18 protein-coding genes are annotated in these 17,635 nt (G+C 52.7%); 8 read left to right on the top strand and 10 right to left on the bottom strand.

Features of this window, described 5'->3' with window-relative positions; all coding sequences use genetic code 11:
• The first annotated feature begins 2 nt into the window (after positions 1-2).
• Genes AB6B37_RS04955 through AB6B37_RS04945 form a run of 3 tightly spaced genes read left to right on the top strand, consistent with a single transcriptional unit; the run spans position 3 to position 1,581 of the window.
• Positions 3-755, top strand: coding sequence for a fatty acid desaturase (locus AB6B37_RS04955; protein ID WP_371397788.1), 753 nt, complete (start codon positions 3-5; stop codon positions 753-755).
• Positions 752-1,228, top strand: a complete 477-nt coding sequence (locus AB6B37_RS04950) for a beta-carotene hydroxylase (RefSeq protein WP_371397787.1) — start codon at positions 752-754, stop codon at positions 1,226-1,228. Before AB6B37_RS04955 ends, AB6B37_RS04950 begins: the two co-directional genes overlap by 4 nt.
• A gap of 5 nt (positions 1,229-1,233) precedes the next feature.
• Positions 1,234-1,581 carry a hypothetical protein gene (locus tag AB6B37_RS04945; protein WP_371397786.1) on the top strand — a complete coding sequence of 116 codons (348 nt, stop codon included), beginning with the start codon at positions 1,234-1,236 and terminating at the stop codon, positions 1,579-1,581.
• Here AB6B37_RS04945 and AB6B37_RS04940 read toward each other — a convergent pair.
• The 4 genes from AB6B37_RS04940 to AB6B37_RS04925 form a co-directional block, all read right to left on the bottom strand.
• On the bottom strand, positions 1,578-2,501 hold the full coding sequence (locus AB6B37_RS04940; protein WP_371397785.1) for a phytoene/squalene synthase family protein: 924 nt from the start codon (positions 2,499-2,501) through the stop codon (positions 1,578-1,580). The genes AB6B37_RS04945 and AB6B37_RS04940 overlap by 4 nt on opposite strands.
• A gap of 16 nt (positions 2,502-2,517) precedes the next feature.
• Positions 2,518-4,092 (bottom strand): phytoene desaturase, encoded by a 1,575-nt coding sequence (locus AB6B37_RS04935; RefSeq protein WP_371397784.1) that lies wholly within the window; start codon positions 4,090-4,092, stop codon positions 2,518-2,520.
• On the bottom strand, positions 4,089-5,303 hold the full coding sequence (gene crtY, locus AB6B37_RS04930; RefSeq protein WP_371397783.1) for a lycopene beta-cyclase CrtY: 1,215 nt from the start codon (positions 5,301-5,303) through the stop codon (positions 4,089-4,091). Before crtY ends, AB6B37_RS04935 begins: the two co-directional genes overlap by 4 nt.
• A gap of 350 nt (positions 5,304-5,653) precedes the next feature.
• Complete coding sequence (locus AB6B37_RS04925) at positions 5,654-6,067, bottom strand: cytochrome c maturation protein CcmE (RefSeq protein WP_371397782.1); 414 nt, start codon at positions 6,065-6,067, stop codon at positions 5,654-5,656.
• Positions 6,068-6,224: 157 nt separating this feature from the next.
• On the opposite strand from AB6B37_RS04925, the gene ccmA reads away from it, so the two are divergent.
• From ccmA to mazG, 5 genes are read left to right on the top strand one after another with little or no spacing between them, the layout of a single operon-like run.
• Positions 6,225-6,896, top strand: coding sequence for a heme ABC exporter ATP-binding protein CcmA (gene ccmA, locus AB6B37_RS04920; protein ID WP_371397781.1), 672 nt, complete (start codon positions 6,225-6,227; stop codon positions 6,894-6,896).
• Positions 6,893-7,549, top strand: coding sequence for a heme exporter protein CcmB (locus AB6B37_RS04915; RefSeq protein WP_371397780.1), 657 nt, complete (start codon positions 6,893-6,895; stop codon positions 7,547-7,549). The genes ccmA and AB6B37_RS04915 overlap by 4 nt, the downstream gene beginning before the upstream one ends.
• 3 nt (positions 7,550-7,552) lie before the next feature.
• Positions 7,553-8,293, top strand: coding sequence for a heme ABC transporter permease CcmC (ccmC, locus tag AB6B37_RS04910; RefSeq protein WP_371397779.1), 741 nt, complete (start codon positions 7,553-7,555; stop codon positions 8,291-8,293).
• A complete protein-coding gene (gene ccmD, locus AB6B37_RS04905) occupies positions 8,293-8,397 on the top strand; it encodes a heme exporter protein CcmD (protein ID WP_371397778.1) in 105 nt (34 codons plus the stop codon). The genes ccmC and ccmD overlap by 1 nt, the downstream gene beginning before the upstream one ends.
• A gap of 2 nt (positions 8,398-8,399) precedes the next feature.
• Positions 8,400-9,218, top strand: a complete 819-nt coding sequence (mazG, locus tag AB6B37_RS04900; protein ID WP_371397777.1) for a nucleoside triphosphate pyrophosphohydrolase — start codon at positions 8,400-8,402, stop codon at positions 9,216-9,218.
• On the opposite strand, the gene hflX is transcribed toward mazG, so the two are convergent.
• From hflX to AB6B37_RS04870, 6 genes are all read right to left on the bottom strand, one after another.
• Positions 9,215-10,531, bottom strand: a complete 1,317-nt coding sequence (hflX, locus tag AB6B37_RS04895; protein WP_371397776.1) for a GTPase HflX — start codon at positions 10,529-10,531, stop codon at positions 9,215-9,217. The two genes, mazG and hflX, sit on opposite strands and share 4 nt — an antisense overlap.
• Positions 10,532-10,545: 14 nt before the next feature.
• Positions 10,546-10,791: an RNA chaperone Hfq gene (gene hfq / locus AB6B37_RS04890; RefSeq protein ID WP_371397775.1), complete on the bottom strand. Its 246-nt coding sequence runs from the start codon at positions 10,789-10,791 to the stop codon at positions 10,546-10,548.
• A 185-nt stretch (positions 10,792-10,976) separates the two neighbouring features.
• Entirely contained in the window at positions 10,977-12,410 is a 1,434-nt protein-coding gene (locus tag AB6B37_RS04885) for a TrkH family potassium uptake protein (RefSeq protein WP_371397774.1), read from the bottom strand.
• 3 nt (positions 12,411-12,413) lie between these two features.
• Complete coding sequence (gene trkA / locus AB6B37_RS04880) at positions 12,414-13,787, bottom strand: Trk system potassium transporter TrkA (protein ID WP_371397773.1); 1,374 nt, start codon at positions 13,785-13,787, stop codon at positions 12,414-12,416.
• Between the two features lie 68 nt (positions 13,788-13,855).
• Positions 13,856-15,238, bottom strand: a complete 1,383-nt coding sequence (locus AB6B37_RS04875; RefSeq protein WP_371398412.1) for a sigma-54-dependent transcriptional regulator — start codon at positions 15,236-15,238, stop codon at positions 13,856-13,858.
• 8 nt (positions 15,239-15,246) lie between these two features.
• Positions 15,247-17,607 (bottom strand): ATP-binding protein, encoded by a 2,361-nt coding sequence (locus tag AB6B37_RS04870; RefSeq protein ID WP_371397772.1) that lies wholly within the window; start codon positions 17,605-17,607, stop codon positions 15,247-15,249.
• Between the last annotated feature and the right edge of the window lie 28 nt (positions 17,608-17,635).

Genomic DNA, 17,635 nt, shown 5'->3' with positions numbered 1-17,635 from the left:
TTATGAGTGTAGAGATGACAGTCAAAGCAAAAGTGCCAGCCCGCTATACGGGTCTGGTTTTGGCTGCGCTTGTCTGTACTGCCTGGGCAACTGTCCATATCTATAGCGTATTTTTCCACGCCCTATCCGCGCCCTTATGGCAGACGGTCGGGCTGATCGCGCTGCAATGCTGGTTATATGTTGGGTTGTTTATTGTCGCCCATGACACGATGCACGGCTCTCTTGCGCCGGGGCGTCCAAAGGTCAACGCAGCCATCGGGACGGCGATTATGTTTGTCTATGCGGGGTTTGATTGGAAATATATGCGCACGGCCCACCACGCTCACCATGATCATAGCGGCACAGCGGATGACCCCGATTTCAATGCCAAAGACCCTGTGCATTTTTGGGGCTGGTACGCAAAATTCTTTTTCCAATACTTCGGATTGCGGCAGTTTTTAACGCTTGTGGGGTTCACGGTCGTTTATCTACTGCTCGGCGCGCCATACCTTAACACCATCATCATGTGGGCTGTGCCGGCGATATTGTCATCCGTGCAGCTTTTTTACTATGGCACGTTCCTCACCCACCGTCACAAGGACACCTTCCCCGATCATCACAAAGCGCGGTCTAATAATTACCCGAAATGGTTGTCACTGCTGAGCTGTTTTCATTTTGGCTATCACCATGAACACCACCTCTATCCGCATGAGCCGTGGTGGCGCCTCCCCGCACGAAAGGGTGATGTCCCCAATCACGCCAAGGAGACCGCATGATTATCAATATCGCCATTATCATCGCGAGCGTGATTTTCATGGAAGTCTTCGCGATACTCTTTCACAAATACTACATGCACGGTGAGCGCGGATGGGCATGGCACGAAAGCCACCACCGCCACACGGAAGGCCCGTTTGAGCGTAACGACCTATACGCCGTTTGCTTTAGCTTTATCGCCGCAGCCCTCTTTATCGCGGGCACATTATGGTGGAGCCCACTGTGGTATATTGGCGTCGGTTTTACCGTTTATGGCGTGCTTTATGCCATCGTCCATGACGGGCTAGTCCATCAACGTTGGCCCTTTCACTATACGCCGTCAAAACGCTTGCTGTGGGGATACCCACACCGTCTCGTCCTCGCCCACCGTATGCACCACCACGTTACAACCCGTGAAGGCGCGGTCAGCTTTGGCTTTTTATGGGCAGAGAAACCTGATAGGTTAAAAGCCCAGCTTAAAAACCCAGCAGGATAGACGTCATGAATTATCTTCTTTTGATAACATTAGAAGCCGTTGGTATCATGGTCATTATTTCTGCTTTCGCCTATTTCAAAGCGCCAGAGGGCGCGAAATTACCGATGCAATGGGGGCTTGATAAATCCGTTAATTGGCGGGCTCCAAAATTATGGGCGGTTATGTTTACACCTCTTTTGGCCGCCATCATGCTGAGCGTGTTTAGTGTCCTCATCATGAAGGATCCCGAGGTAACATCAGACCCAACCGCCCTATCTGTTGTGAAAGCGTCAACCTATTTCATGGCAGGTTTATTTGTCGTTATTCACGCCGGTCATATGTATTTCGCGCTGCGGGATGTGAACCGCGGCTAAGGCCGCTGATAAAACCCATCGCGCGACACATTAGTAACACGCCCCCGCACAATCGCTGGGGCTACCGCGCCCATTGCCAACGCCACTTTCCGACCCTTACTCGCGCTGACGCGGCCTTCCCAGCCCTCTGCTCCGACTTTGCGGAGTTTCTCGCCAATGTCGCGATAGACTGACAACGCCGCCGTAATGGCCCAGGCACAGCGAAAATCTAATTCTTTGATACCAACCTTGGCGCTGGCGTAATAGCGCTCTGCGATATCGAGCTGCGCGCAGGCGGCGCGGTGCGCGGCGGGCCAGTGCGCGGGCTTCGCCAGCTCTGCGGCATCAATCGGCGCCCCCGTTGCGCGAAGTAATTCACGCGGCACAAACACACGGTCAGCGCGGGCATCATCCACGACATCGCGCGCAATATTAGTCAGCTGAAACGCCAGCCCTAGATCAGAGGCGCGGTCGAGCGTCGCAGCGTCCCGCACCCCCATAATATTGGCCATCATCACGCCAACGACACCCGCGACGTGGTAGCTATAATCAAGGATATCATCGACGGTCACGTAAACGCGCTCACTCGCGTCCATTTCAAACCCTTTTAGCAGATCAAACGGATGTTTATGATCAATGTTATGGGTCGCAACAACACGGGCGAGGCCAGCGTAAACGGGATTATCCGTTGGCTCACCGTTCAGTGCGGCCCGCGTATCAGCCCGTAGCCGCTCTAAGCGCTCAGACTGCCCTGTTTTGTAATCCGCAATCTGGTCGTGGCCCATGATTTGCCCGTCAATCACGTCGTCGCAATAACGACACCACGCATAAAGCATGGACGCGTCATCGCGTAGCGCTGGCGGCAAAACACGGCTGGCGAGCGCAAAGCTTTTGCTGCCTTGTTTGATACTCGCGTGACCGTGTGCGGTGATAGCGTCCATTATGTGTCTCTGGACATTAGCGGTTACTGGGCCAACCAGAGCTTGCTTTATACGCGCTTAGCACGCCGTCAAAGTCCTGCTCTATGACCCCTGCTGTGGCTTTGGCCGCGCCGACCACACCGGGCACACCTGCGCCGGGGTGGGTGCCTGCGCCGACAATATACATATTGCCGATTTTATCGTCGCGATTATGCGGGCGGAACCACGCGGATTGGGTCAGGATGGGCTCGACTGAAAACGCACTGCCAAGGTGGCTGTTCAGGTCATCACGAAAGCCGAATGGTGTCAGTGTTTTGACCACATCCAAATCACGGCGCAGGTTCGGAATGGAATGTTTCTCTAGGTAGTCTAAAATCTTATCAGTATATTGCGGTCCGACGACGTCCCAATCAATATCGGCATTCCCCAGATGCGGCACGGGCGATAGCACGTAATAGGCCGAGCAACCCTCTGGCGCGAGGCTATCATCTGTGACACTCGGCGCATGAAGATAGAGCGAGAAATCATCAGGCAGTTTTTTGCCTTTGCCAAAAATTTCCGCAATCAGCTCTTTGTAACGATTGCCGAGCAAGATGATGTGATGCTTCATATCGGGATGTTTGGCTTTCAGGCCAAAGTAAATCACAAACAGCGACATAGAGTGCGATTTACGTTTCAGTGATTTGGCGTAGCTCGGCCCGCGTTTGTGTCCCGCCAGCAATTTGGAATAGGTATGCACGACATCGGCGTTGGAGCACACCAAATCGGCATAGCCCGTCCAGCCGTCCTGCGTCGTAACACCCGTAACGCGGTCACCGTCGGTGTGGATGTCTGCGACTTCGGACGACAGGCGTATCTCCCCGCCCAAATCTTCAAACAGTTGCACCATACCGCGCACCAAGGCACCCGTACCGCCTTTCGCAAACCAGACACCGTCGCGGCGTTCCAGCGCATGGATAAGCGCGTAAATGGAGCTTGTCTTAAACGGGTTCCCACCGACGAGCAGCGACTGAAAGGACAGCAATTGCCGCACGCGTTCATTTTTAACAAATTTGCTCACCATCGAATAAACTGAGCGGTCTGCACGCAAACGTACCAATTGCGGCGCGGCAGCAAACATTTGACGCATTTTCAGAAACGCCGTGGTGCCGAGCTTCTCATAACCCTCACGGTAAAGCTCTTTTGAATAATCGAGGAATTTATAATAGCCCGCCACATCATCGGGATTTCGGTCGCGAATTTGCTCCATCAGAAATTCATCGTCATTGTTATAATCAAAGGTATCGCCGTCTTCCCATTGCAGACGATAAAATGGGTCAACGGGCAACAAGGTGACATAGTCATCCATATTGCGGCCAGACAGTTCAAATAATTCGCGCAGACAATTGGGGTCGGTGATGACCGTTGGACCGCCGTCAAATTTATAGCCTTTTTCCTCATAGACATAGGCACGCCCCCCCGGCTTGTCGCGCTTATCGATCATGGTGGTTTGAAACCCCATGGATTGCAGGCGAATGGCCAGTGCAATGCCCCCAAAGCCTGCGCCCACCACAATGGCCGTGGGTTTATCACCCGTCTTAGTGATCGGTTTTTCGTCTAGCTGAACATTCATGATTTCGATTTCCGTTTTTCGCGTTCCCGCCTGATAAAGGCTTTTTCGCTTAAATTATACATTGCTTTTGATACGGGTACGGGCGGCTTTCCGATTAAGATGCGCGCTTTGTCGCGCCATGTCAGCTCACCTGCATAAAACCGCTCTATCAGGCCTTGGTTAAGGCCGTAAAAACGTTGCAGGACCGTGTAGCGTTCTTCGGGTTTAGCGGCGCGAAAGAGCATACGGTTTAGCAGGCGGAGGAAGGTTTCGTCTTTTATATGCGATCTGCGTGATGCCTGAATTTCCATAGCGGCTTCGGCCTTTAAAGTTTGGCTAATATTAATATCCATTAAGTCGATAGCATCAGCAATATTATCAGCCGTTCTAACCGCATCCGGAAAGCTGTACCCTGTGACTGCATGATAAAATCCGCCCCGAATACCAATCGTGTTGAGGGCTTCCCAATTTCTACTTTCATCTACCGCCAAAGTAATCGGCAAAACGCCCTTCTCTCGCCGCACAACTTCATAGTCTTTTACGCCAAGATTATCGCGGATATAATCCTTGATCCGCGCGTCGACCTCTTGGCTCTGAAGCTCTGGGCCGTCGGTGTAATAGGTATCCTCAACCAGAATTTCCGTGTCGGAATATGGCAGGCAATAGACGAAACGGTAACCGCCCAACTGCGCGACTGTGGCGTCCATAATGATGGGCCGCGTCACGCCGTGCGGGTCTTTGGTCTTAATGACGTGGCCGACAAATTTCTGGTAGCCAAGAAAAACATCATCATTGGGTTCAAACCCGCGCGCGTCTAACACGCATGCAGCATTTAAAACCTCACCACTCTCTAACGTCACAGTTTCAGTGCCCAGCTCTGACACAGCCGTATCAGTCATCACCGTCAACCGCCCGCTATCAATATGGGGCTGCACACAGGCGCGCAGTGTATCACTGTTCCCCGTGCAATAGGTAATATCTAGCGTGCGTTTGCGCTTGGGAAATTTCACCTCATAGCTATCCCAACGGTAAGCGATGAACGGCGCAATCCAATCGTGCAGCTCTGGCGCAACATCGGTCAGATTAAACGACCATGTATGGTCACCGCCAATACGCGCGCCGCGCTCTATGACCGTCACGGATAAATCAGGATTAACATCCAAACATCGCCATGCCGTCAATAGGCCCGACAGCCCGGCGCCGACGATAATCATGTCATAATGTTTGGACATAGGCGTTCTTAAAGCGGCGAATCAGTCTTCACAAGCAAAACTGATTCTGGTGAAATCCTGCACGCCGAGAGCAAACTAAAGCCGTGGATTCACGTTAACCATATACTTCACAATTAAGACGCGTATTTTTTTAAAATGCTGATAGATATGTAGCAAAAACATAGGGTTCAATGAAACTCATCCACATTTATTCACCATAATAACAGTGAATCACTGCCCCCCTTATAAAAAGTCATGCATAAGGGTCTCATCCTATCTTTGGTAGGAAGGCGGGCTGCGAGGTTGCCCCACATCGACTGAGCAGTCCGCCGACTTTATGCCCTCAAATATTTCTGAAAAAATGTTCCGCGCTATGTCGCCGGCTTGTAATTCTCGTCATGCTTTGCGAGAACTTCTTCAGCCTTAACCACGCCTGCGCGTTCGGGCGCCCCGACGACGACAATACCTTGACCTTCACGGAATAAATCCGGAAGCGCACCGTCAAAGCGCACAGTAACCTTGCCCGCTGCGCCGCCTTCAAAATCTTCCAAATCAAATTCAGTAAATAGACCCTCTCCCTTACGCACGCTACCTTCGACAACCAAGCCGCCAATACGGATTGTCGGTGTAGCGGCTGCAAAACCTGGCGCCGCTATTTCGCTGGGGTCATAAAAAAATTGAGTATTAGACCGCAGGGCTTGGCCCAACATCCAGACCCCAACCCCTAAAGCCACAGCACAAAGCGCAATAATTCCAAGACGACGGTTTTGATGTTTAGAGGCCATGACGCCCTTTTATGCGATATTGCGCTAAACTCAAGACGGTTTCGCGTCGCCAATGTCGCAGATGTCAGTGCGGCGTGAATTTGTTCTGCCGCAAATTCGGTGCATATATCGCGGCGATGGCTATCGACAGCCCCTGCAAAAATGCTAGGACACAGCCATGTCAAAAACGGATGTAGACATAGGTAAGAGTCCGTCCTTCACAGTCTCTGTGAGGGATTTATCGCTCTCGCGTGGGACGGCTTTGTTATTCTCGGGTGTCAGCTTTTCTATTGACCCAGGGCAGCTTATCTGGGTGAACGGCGGCAATGGTATGGGTAAGACATCGCTGCTTCGGTTGCTGGCGGGTTTTTCACGCGCCGATAGTGGCATAATTGACTGGTCCAAAGACGGGCGCTCTGTCGCAGCGAAAGACTTGGTCGGGTTTCAAGGCCACCATGACGCCTTTAAATCAGCCCTAACCGCGCACGAAAGTTTGGTCTTTTGGGCTGATCTTATGGATGTGCCTGACGACACAGACAGTGTTTTAAAGGCCGTAGGGTTGGCGATGCGCGCCGATGTCCGCACGGGCGCATTATCAGCAGGGCAAAAACGTAGGCTTGCGCTAGCGCGGTTGATGTTAAGCAAAAAGCCCCTGTGGGTGATGGATGAACCCACCGCCGCCATGGACACCAAAGGCGTCGCCCTGATCCATAGCCTTGTCGAAGGCCATATCCGAAGTGGCGGCTCTGCCATTATCGCGTCGCACAATCCTGCGCAAAATATGTCCGCCCATACAAGACGATTAACGCTGAATACGCTCGATGATGCGCCCGCAGGAGCGCCCGCATGACGCCGCTTATCCTGCGTGATTTAAAACTTGCCATACGCTCTGGCGGAGCGTGGCTTTTGGGCATCTTCTTCTTTGCGCTGTTCCTGACGTTTTGCGTTATTGCGGTTGGGGCTGACAAAACGCGATTGGGTACACTCGGCCCCGCGCTGATCTGGCTTGCGGTGATGTTCTCAACGCTGTTGTCATTTCAAGACATCTTTAGCCGTGATATGGCAGACGGCACGTTAGAACATGTATTGCTTTCGCCAGCCTCTGGTCTGTCTGTTGTGACAGCCAAAGCGGTCGGATTTGCGATATTATCTGTAGGCCCAATCCTGCTTGCGCTGCCCATGGCGGGCATTATGCTTGGCCTATCAACGATTACCATATCGGGACTTGCGCTATCCGTTATATTTGCAACGCCCGCACTGGCGGCTTACGGGACACTTGCGAGCGCCCTTATGTCGCGGCGCGGTAGCGGCGGATTTCTTATAATCTTAATTTCAGCACCGTTCTTAATCCCCGTGTTGATTTTCGGGCTGAGCGCAGTGGACAGTTTCGCGCGCACGGGCATAATGGCGATGGAGTTTCGCGCGCTTGCCGGGCTTAGCCTGATTGGCATGGCCATTGGATTGCCCGCCGCCAGCGCCGCCATAACGGCGAATTTGGAGTAAACCATGATCACTTATTTGGCCAATCCCGTCCGGTTTCAGCGGTTTGCGCGCTATGCCTCGCCAATCCTTGGCGGCATGGCGATTATTGCGCTGATTATCGGGCTATACCTTAGCCTTGTTGCCTCCCCCGCTGAACGTGATCAAGGCGACGCTGTGCGCATTATGTATGTCCATGTCCCTGCCGCGTGGTGCGCCATGGCGGCCTATACGGGCCTTGCGGTTGCCAGTTTTGTCAGCTTTGTATGGCGGCACCCGCTGGCTGATAGTGCAGCCAAAGCTTGCGCTCTGCCGGGGGCAGCGATGACGTTTCTGGCGCTCGCGACAGGCAGCCTTTGGGGCAAACCAATTTGGAACACATGGTGGGAATGGGACGGCCGCATGACCTCTGTTCTGGTTCTACTGTTTATCTATCTGGCCTATATGGCGATTTGGGCGACGATAGAGGATAAGAAGCGCGCAGCGCGGCTCGCCAGTATATTTGCCATGGTCGGCTGGATTAACATTCCGATTATCAAATATTCCGTCGAGTGGTGGAATAGTCTGCATCAACCCGCAAGTATTTCTAAAATCGGCGCACCATCAATGCCCATAGAGATTATTGCACCGCTGCTGACCATGGCGCTGGCTTATACCTGTTTACTAGGCTGGCTCGTCATTAACGCTGTGCTGCGCGATATTAGGATCGCGCGCGCAGAACGTCAGACCGCTGTGCCCAATGCCACTGTCACGATAGAGACGATTTAATGCTAGAATTTGATCAATATGCGCCGTTTATCTGGGCCAGCTATGGCCTCTCCGCCCTCGTACTTGGCGCGCTTGTCGTGCAAACCTTTCGCGGGCGTCGCTAGGCGTGGCACTGACGATAGACGGCAAAACACCTTATGAGCGTGTCAAACAGCTTATGGCCGCGCTGCGCAATCCAGACGGCGGATGCCCGTGGGATCAGGAACAGGACTTTGCGTCCATTACACCCTACACAATTGAAGAAGCCTATGAAGTGGTGGACGCGATAAACCGCGGCGATATGGGCGAGCTTCAAAACGAGCTTGGCGACCTTTTACTGCAAGTCGTGTTTCATTCGCAAATGGCAAGCGAGCTTGGCCATTTTGACCTAGATGATGTGGCGGACGGCTTAGTTGATAAAATGGTGAGCCGTCACCCGCATGTGTTTGGTGACGCGTCAGAGCGCACATCCGAGAGCCAAACGCTGGCCTGGGAAGAGATAAAAGCCCGCGAACGCAAAGCAAAAGGCGGCGGCAAAGATACGCCGCAATCGGTGCTATCGGATGTGGCCCTGGCCTTACCCGCCCTGATGCGGGCTGAAAAACTGCAAAAACGCGCCGCCCGTGTTGGTTTTGATTGGCCAAATACCGACGGTGTTTTGGATAAAATTATTGAGGAAGCCCATGAGGTTCGCGACGCGAGCGCCAGCGGCGATCAAGACGCAATTGAAGACGAAATGGGCGACCTTTTATTTGCGGTGACGAACCTTGCGCGCAAATTGGGCGTTGATCCAGAGGTCGCGCTACGCCGCACCAATGACAAGTTCACCCGTCGTTTCATGAGTGTCGAAGCGGGCGCCAGAGCCTCTGGCCGCGCCCTACCCGATATGTCGCTTGATGATATGGAAGCGCTATGGGTCGCGGCTAAGACTGCGGAAAAAACCTAATCGACGATTAGCGCACTGTGGCGAGCCCGAAACTTGCCCATATCCGCCTCTGACAATCGCACATTCATGACGCAATCGCCGCTTTTCTTATTATCTTCTTCTAGCACATCGCCGTTTGCATGAAGCCATGCCCGCACACCGTAATCAGACGGCGGAATACACACATTCAGCGTTTTATCATCGGCCGATAGCGCCGTCTCTATCCCGTTTGCAACATCATCAAGCCCTTTGCCAGAGAGGCAACTAACCAGATAGGCGGCCATTTCTTTTTCCATCGCTTGGGACGCCACGGCGCGCTCTTTGACTTTGGCGAAATCCTCATCTGATAATAAATCAGCCTTGTTCCAAACCTCGATCATGGCTTGGCCATGCTCTGGTCCGGCCTCAATCGTATCTAAGACGTCCATGACATTGTCTCGGCGGCGATCAGAGAGCGGGTCGGCGATATCACGGACATGGACGAGCAAATCAGCCTCTTTTACCTCTTCCAGCGTTGCGCGAAAGGCGGTGATAAGATCTGTCGGCAGGTCTTTGATAAATCCCACAGTATCAGACAGCACAGCGGGTTTTCCACTGGGTAGCGGCATGATGCGGTGGGTTGTATCAAGCGTCGCAAAGAGCATATCTTTGGCCATGACCCCGCCCTCTGTTAGGCGGTTAAATAGTGATGATTTGCCCGCATTGGTATAACCCACCAGCGCAACAACACGTTCAGGCGCGCGCTGGCGTTTTTGCCGTTGCAGACCGCGCGTGCGGCGCACTTGGTCAAGTTCCTTTTGCATCTTGGCGATTTTATCCATCAACATGCGGCGATCGGATTCGATCTGCGTTTCGCCCGGCCCAGATAGAAAGCCAGAGCCGCCTTTTTGACGTTCCAAGTGGGTCCAAGTCCGCACAAGACGGGAGCGTTCATACCCGAGGCGCGCAAGTTCGACCTGCAATCGACCTTCCTTGGTCGCCGCGCGCAGACCAAAAATCTCCAAAATCAGGCCTGTGCGGTCAATTATCTTGGCATTCCATTTTTTCTCTAAGTTACGCTGCTGTATCGGACTCAGCGGTCCGTTGACGATGACAAGGTCAATATCTTGCCCTTTCACTTGGGCTTTGATTTCGTCAACCTTACCCTTGCCGAAATATTCATTGGCGCGGATTTCGCGCACAGGCACAATGATGGCCTCAACGACTTCAACGTCAAGGGCAACGGCAAGGCCTTCGGCCTCTTCCAAATCATAATCGGTATTTTCAGAACGTCCCGTCTCTAGGCGGGGGTGTAAAACGAGGGCGCGGAGCTGATCAGTTTTTGTTTCAAGCATATGCGCCTAATGTTTTAATCGACATCTTGTTCCTGTTCAAATAGCGACACATTGCCAGAGGGCATTATCGTCGAGATAGCGTGTTTATAGACTAATTGGATTTGTCCGTCACGCCGAAGCAGCACACAAAAATTATCAAACCATGTGACAACCCCTTGTAGCTTTACACCATTGACCAGAAATATCGTCAAAGGCGTTTTGCTTTTGCGGACTGAATTTAAAAAAGTGTCTTGTAAGTTTTGTTTTCTATCACCGGACATAATATTCCTCTTTTATTACGAAGCGTTCTACTGACGCTCTTACCCACATGTCTCGACACCACCATAGTGCGTCGAACTCGGTCTTGTTTGATATGGTTTAGTCGCCATAGCAACCCTATTTACGGGTAGCGAGTGTAAAAGACGCAGTTGCGTATGAAGTTTTTGCAAAATTTCGCCGTTACGCGCTACCGCTTCCACAAAGTGCTGAAAAATGCAGCAAACGCTGCCAGCACTTCAACACGCCCAATGAGCATTAATCCGGATGCGACAGATAATTGCGACACAGTAAAGTCTTTAAACTCTGTGCCTGTCATCGTGGCCTCAAGCAGTGGCCCCATATTGGCGACCGACGCCGCACTGGCGGCTACAGCTGTTTCCAAATCAATACCCACAGCCCCAAGCGCAACGATGCCAGCTGCAAAGGCAAAGGTGAATCCGAAGAAATACATCCATATCGATAAAAACGCCGCATTTGGTACGATGTTACCGCGAAAAATCACGGGGACAATGCGCGATGGATGCGGCAGACGACTAAGGTCCGTACCAAGATGTCGGAACAGAAGGAGCAAACGAATAATTTTTATGCCGCCTGTCGTAGACAGTGCCGCTCCACCGATGAGCGCAATCGCGACCAAAATAGCGGCGGGTATCATATCCACGCCAATCACGTGATAGTTGAACCCTGTTCCGCTGGCAAAATATATAGCTTCGGGGATGACAGTGCCTAAATTCTCGATCCGCGCAAACACAGCGCCCAGCACGATTAAAATAGCCGCAATGATAACCACACCGCGGTGCTCGACATTAGAAAATATAGGCTGTAATCCGCGTGTACCGCGAAGGCGTACGAAGTCCCAAAGCACAGCAATACTCATGGCACCTGCAAGACAAAATAACGCCAGCACCATGGAACCCACGGGGCCAACATAGGCTGCCATAGGCCCGTCGCGCGGTGTTAACCCGCCCGTGGATACAGAGGTTAGAGACAGGCACACAGCCTCAAAAGGCGGGGTGCCTGTGCCGATTAAACCAACAAAACACAAAACAGATAAGCCCAAATAAAGACCGCCCACAACCCGTCCGATACCGATAAGGCGTTCAAACAATTCCCCACGTTTAAGCGTAAATAGCATAGAGCGGTGTATGCCTGTTCCCGAAAGATTTACAGCCGCCAGAATCACAACGGCAAAGGTTGCCGCGCTAACCCCGCCAAACCATTGCAACAAGCTGCGCCAAAACAGGATTGTACGCGGCATGGCGTCCGCTGATAGGGTAGAGGCACCGGTGGTGGTAATGGCTGAAACAGATTCAAAATAAGCGACCGCATAAGACGCGCTAACCCCACCCACAGCATAGGGCACAGCGGTAACAGCAGGCATCAATATCCAGAACAAGACAAGGAAGATTAAGGCATCGCCGTTATTCTCCCGCGCGGGCGTATTGTAGGTCAGCAGCATAAAGACGGCACCAACGACCCCTGTGACCATCGCCAAGGCTGCAAAATTCATGACGTAGGATGTCTCGCCCAAAATTGCGGCCGCTAGGGCGGTGACCGCCATCATCACCGCACAGAGAACCAGAGAGTTTCCGAGCCATAATAGGATACGGGTAAGGGCCACGGCCTAGAAGTAATCCGAGCTAACGCGGAATAACTGCTCAACTGTCTTTAATGCCGCCAATTCAGCGAGCAATACAATGCGATCACCCGCGCGTATCACCAAATCAGGCTGTGGATACAGAACATTGCCAGCGTGAATGACTGCGCCAATGGTAATGCCTTCGCCAATCTCGGCGTCCCCAATTTTCTTACCCGACAGCGGCGATGTTTCCAGAACCTCGCCCTCTATGACTTCTGCGGCCCCTTCCTCGATAGAGAAAACATCCAAGATACGACCCCGCCGCACATGACGCAGAATGGATGATACCGTTGTCGCGCGCGGATCAATGATCATATCCAGACCCAGCTCTGTCTTCATATTTTGCATGGACACGGCGTTGATCAGGCTCGCCGCACGTTTCGCGCCAAGTTTTTTTGCAAGGACTGCGGTAAGGATATTGGTCTTATCATCGTCAGTCAGGCACAAAACAAATTCAGCATTAGCGACGCCTGCCTCTTCTTGGATTTGCGCATTCATGGCATCACCATGCAAGATAACGGTCTTCCGTAGATTTTCCGCTGTTTTCTCCGCCCGGCTTTTATCAAGCTCAATCATGCGGGCGCGGACACCCGCCATTGTCTCAAGCTCTCCTGCGACATAAGCCCCAATGTGGCCGCCGCCGACAATCACAATCTGGCGGGCTTTGACCGTTGTATTACCGATAATTTCCAGCAAGCGCTGCGCATGCTCAGCCAGCGTGATAAAATAGGCCTCATCGCCCGGGGTCAGCGGGTCATCACCCGTTGGCGCAAAGACCTCGCCGTCGCGCTTAATCCCGACGACCACAGCATGGAGGCCAGAAAACAAATCTGTGATCTGGCGAATAGGCGTGTCAATGATGGGTGTGTCATCAGTAATTTTTATACCCAGCAATTGTACACGGCCTTCGGCAAATGGCACCACATCAAAGGCGCCCGGCATATTCAACCGACGCAGAATAGATTTCCCGATTTCCACCTCTGGCGAAATAATCACATCGATTGGCAGGTTATCGCGAGAAAACAGATCATTCCACTCGCTTTGTAGATAATTTTGCGCCCGCACACGTGCAATCTTTGTCGGCACATTAAACAAGGAATGAGCAATTTGACAGGCCAGCATATTGACCTCGTCCGAATAAGTCACAGCGATAATCATCTCGGCTGATTCTGCGCCCGCACGTTTTAACATATCGGGATAGGCCGCGTGACCGACAAAGCCGCGCACATCTAATTCTGTCGTAATATTACGGATAAGCTCGGGCGAAACGTCCACAACCGTGACCATATTGCCTTCTTCGGCCAGCCGCGCTGCAATGCCGTAACCAACGCGCCCTGCCCCGCAAATGATAACTCTCATGCTCTCACCCTTTGTTCCCCGCCGAATATAGCGCAGGTCGCGCGGATTGCTAGGGAATAGATGGGCGCTTACTCTGCGTCGCGGCCGTTCGCGTTTACGCCGAGCGATTTTAGCTTTCTATGCAGCGCAGAGCGCTCCATACCAACAAAACTGGCCGTGCGAGAGATGTTGCCGCCAAAACGTTCAATTTGGGCTTGTAGATATTCACGTTCAAAGTGCTCCCGCGCGTCGCGCAGCGGCATGGCAATGATTTTCTCGTCCGATTGCGGCGCCCCTGATCCGCGCACAACCGACACTTCGGGCGGTAGAGTTTGCAGCGTAATCGCCTGCGTCGGATCACCCGTGGCGAGGATGAGCAACCGTTCAACATTATTTCTAAGCTGGCGCACATTTCCGGGCCAGTCATGCGCTTGCAGCGCCGCCATTGCGTCATCGCCAATTTGACGCGCTGGTAACCCGGTTGAACTGGCCAGCCGCTCAATAAAATATTTGACCAGATCCGGAATATCCTCGCGCCGGGCCGCCAGCGGTGCGGCCTCTAGCGGCATAACGTTCAGGCGGTGATAAAGATCTTCGCGAAAGCGTCCCAGACGCGCTTCTTTTTCCAAGTCGCGCGAAGTGGACGTTATAACGCGCACATCAACTTGCACATCGTCGCTGTCACCCAAGCGCTGAAAGCGCTGTTCGATCAAAAGCCGCAGAAGCTTGCCTTGAGTTTCCAGCGGCATATCCGCCACCTCGTCCAAATAAAGCGTGCCGTTATGGGCTTTCTCTAGCAGTCCTGTTTTGGTTTGACCGTCATCAGAGGTCGAGCCAAACAGCTCCTCTTCCACACGTTCAGGCACCATAGAGGCGGCATTGACCGCCTTAAACGGCCCGCTTGCGCGGTCAGAATTAGCATGGAGATGGCGCGCAATCAATTCTTTGCCAGAACCACTGGGCCCTGTGATTAACACGCGGCTATTGGTTGGGGCTATTCGAGTGATTTTCTGGCGCAATTGCATGATATAGGGGGAATTACCAATCAGCGTATCATCACCCTGGGCGCGGCCTTTTAGTTCTTCATTTTCCTGCCGCAGACGCGCATTTTCCAGTGCGCGAGTCGCAGTGACCAGCAGTTTTTCAGCCTTGAACGGTTTAACAATATAATCAAAAGCCCCCTTACGAATGGCCGAAACCGCCGTTTCAACCGTGCCGTGACCACTGATGATAATCACGGGAAGGTTGGGACTATTGACCTTCAAGCGGTCAAGCAGTTCTATCCCGTCCATCGAGCTACCCTTTAGCCAGACGTCAAGCACGACAAGATTGGGCACGCGGGCTTTTATCTTCTCTAGCGCCGCCTCACTGGTTGCGGCTTGGCGGACCTGATAGCCTTCATCAGAAAGTATCCCTGCAATCATATCCCGAATATCGTCTTCATCTTCGACGATTAAAATATCGTTCTTCATACCGCTTTTCATGAGTTTTGCCCCTCTTGTGAAATAAAGACTGCTTCGGTGGATAGAGTTTGCTCGGACAGCGCTTCGATATCATGCGCCGCAATAGGTAACGCCAGCGTCAACCGTGCACCCTCACCGCCGTCCAACCTATCGGCTAACGTAATAAAGCCGCCGTGATCTTCGGCAATGCGTTGCACAATCGCAAGGCCAAGACCCGTGCCTGTGTCGCGCGTCGTGACATAGGGTTCCAGCAAGCGTTCGCGGTCAGGCAATGGCCACCCCGCACCGTTATCATCAATGATGATATGGAAAAAACCGTCTTTGGGCTGGATAAGAATATCAATCTGCCCATCGCCGCCGTCGCTGCCCGCATGGTCGATGCGCCGCTTAATGGACTCTGCGGCGTTTTTGGTGACATTGGTCAGGGCTTGGCTAATCAACCGCGTATCACATAGGACAGGCGCGGGTCGGTCGCCCGCCTCAAAGCTAACCAAAATATCGGGAAAAGCCACGCCTTGCTCAAACACAATTTCGTCAATGACTTTGCGTAAGTCGGCTTCGGTGAACACGGGCGACGGCATACGGGCAAAGGCAGAAAATTCATCCACCATCTTCTCAAGGCTGCTGACTTGGCGAATGATTGTCTGAGTACAATTATCAAAGACATCACTGTCAGATAGCCCCGCTTTGCCGTATTTACGTTGTAAGCGTTCTGCCGACAGTTGAATGGGCGTCAGCGGGTTTTTAATTTCGTGCGCAATGCGCCGCGCCACTTCGCGCCAAGCACTGTGGCGTTGGGCGGCAACAAGGCGCGTCATATCATCAAAGGTCAGCACCCAACCCGTATCTTTTCGGGCGCCTTGATAGGCTGAAACGCGCAAGTCAAATATCCGCGATCCTGTCGGCGTCGGAAAGCTGACTTGGTCCTCTGATGCGCTTTGAATATCTTCGCGGGCAGACCGAAAGGCAGGCTCGAACTCGGACAGTACCACATCAATGGGCTGTCCTAAAATATCATCAGCAGATAGGCCCAAAAGCCGCACAGCCGACGCATTCATAAGCGTGATACGGCCCTCTTGGGTCAGGCCGATAACACCCGCGCGAACACCGGATAATACAGCTTCTGAGAACTGCCGTCTTTGTTCCGATATATCATGTTCACGCACAAGCTCTTCGCGCTGGGATGATAGCTGGCGCGTCATGCGGTTAAAGGCGCTGCCGAGATCAGACATTTCGCCCCAATCGCTTTCGACTTTCACCCGCGCGGTCAGGTCACCGCCGCGCACTTGTTCCGCCGCCTCAACCAGTCGTCCAAGCGGATCAATAATGCGGTTGGCAAGCACAATACCCAACCACACCGCCGCAATTAAAATTAGCAGAACCGTTTCAAAAAACGTCAGGAGAAACACCCGTTCCACGCTTTTTTGATCTTCAATAAAACGGTCTAAGTTACGTTGGCTTTCGCTGATACCCGAAATAGATGACAGCACTTTGGAGTCTGATCTTAAGAACCTGCCAGCATAAATGAATACACCCGGATAGGCATCAAGTTCTGTCAGTGCGATTAGATAATCGATATCATCGCGCTGTTGGAAGGCGATATCGCCCGCTTGCACGCTGTCCACAAAAGAGCGTACTGGAATACGTAAATCGGGCGTCCGTCCGCCCTCTACCCGCGTTAAAATCATACCGTCGCGCGTGATAAGATAGACCGCATCAAAACCGAGTGTCAGCCGTGCGCGCGCCAATCGCGCTGTATTAGAGATACGATTACGCAACAAATCAGGCGATGCGTTGAGGCTGCGTTCCAACGTGCCAATATCTTCGAGAAGCGCGGCCCGCTCATCGGTCAAATACCCGGTTAGCAAAGCTTGCGCTTGGGCCATATCGCCCCGCGTTGAGCGCCCCATAGCGTCATTGATGTTTTGTGTAATCAGCGTCGTTGCAAAGGCTCCCACCAGCACAGCGGGCGTTAGCGCCGCCAGGGAGAAAATAATCACAAAGCGGCGATGCAGTAGCGGCGCAGACCGTCGGCTGGTTTTTGAAAACAGCACTTGCCACACTCGCCGCGCGACAACAACGGCCAGCACGGCAAGAATGACCATATTAATTTGTAGGATTGGCAGGGCTTGTGCGTTGCGGGTGGCGTCACCGGACAGTGCAAAAAAGATACCCAGCACAGTGAAACCAACGGCGACAAAAAATAAGAGCCCGAATAATGCACTGGTCGCGACGCTGGCATGACGGCGGACACCTGTCCAATCGGGGGCTGTGCGCTGCGGGGGTTTACCATCGCTGGCCTTTGCCGCTGTCACGGTCTTATTAGGGCTATCGCCCTTGCCCATTTTGCCTCGTGTCATTTGTGCTAATTGCACCATAGAACCCTGCATAAAGCAGCGCATTTGC

This window comes from Fretibacter rubidus, from assembly GCF_041429785.1.
Classification (GTDB): domain Bacteria; phylum Pseudomonadota; class Alphaproteobacteria; order Caulobacterales; family Maricaulaceae; genus Fretibacter; species Fretibacter rubidus.
This window is presented reverse-complemented; position numbering and strand designations above follow the sequence as displayed.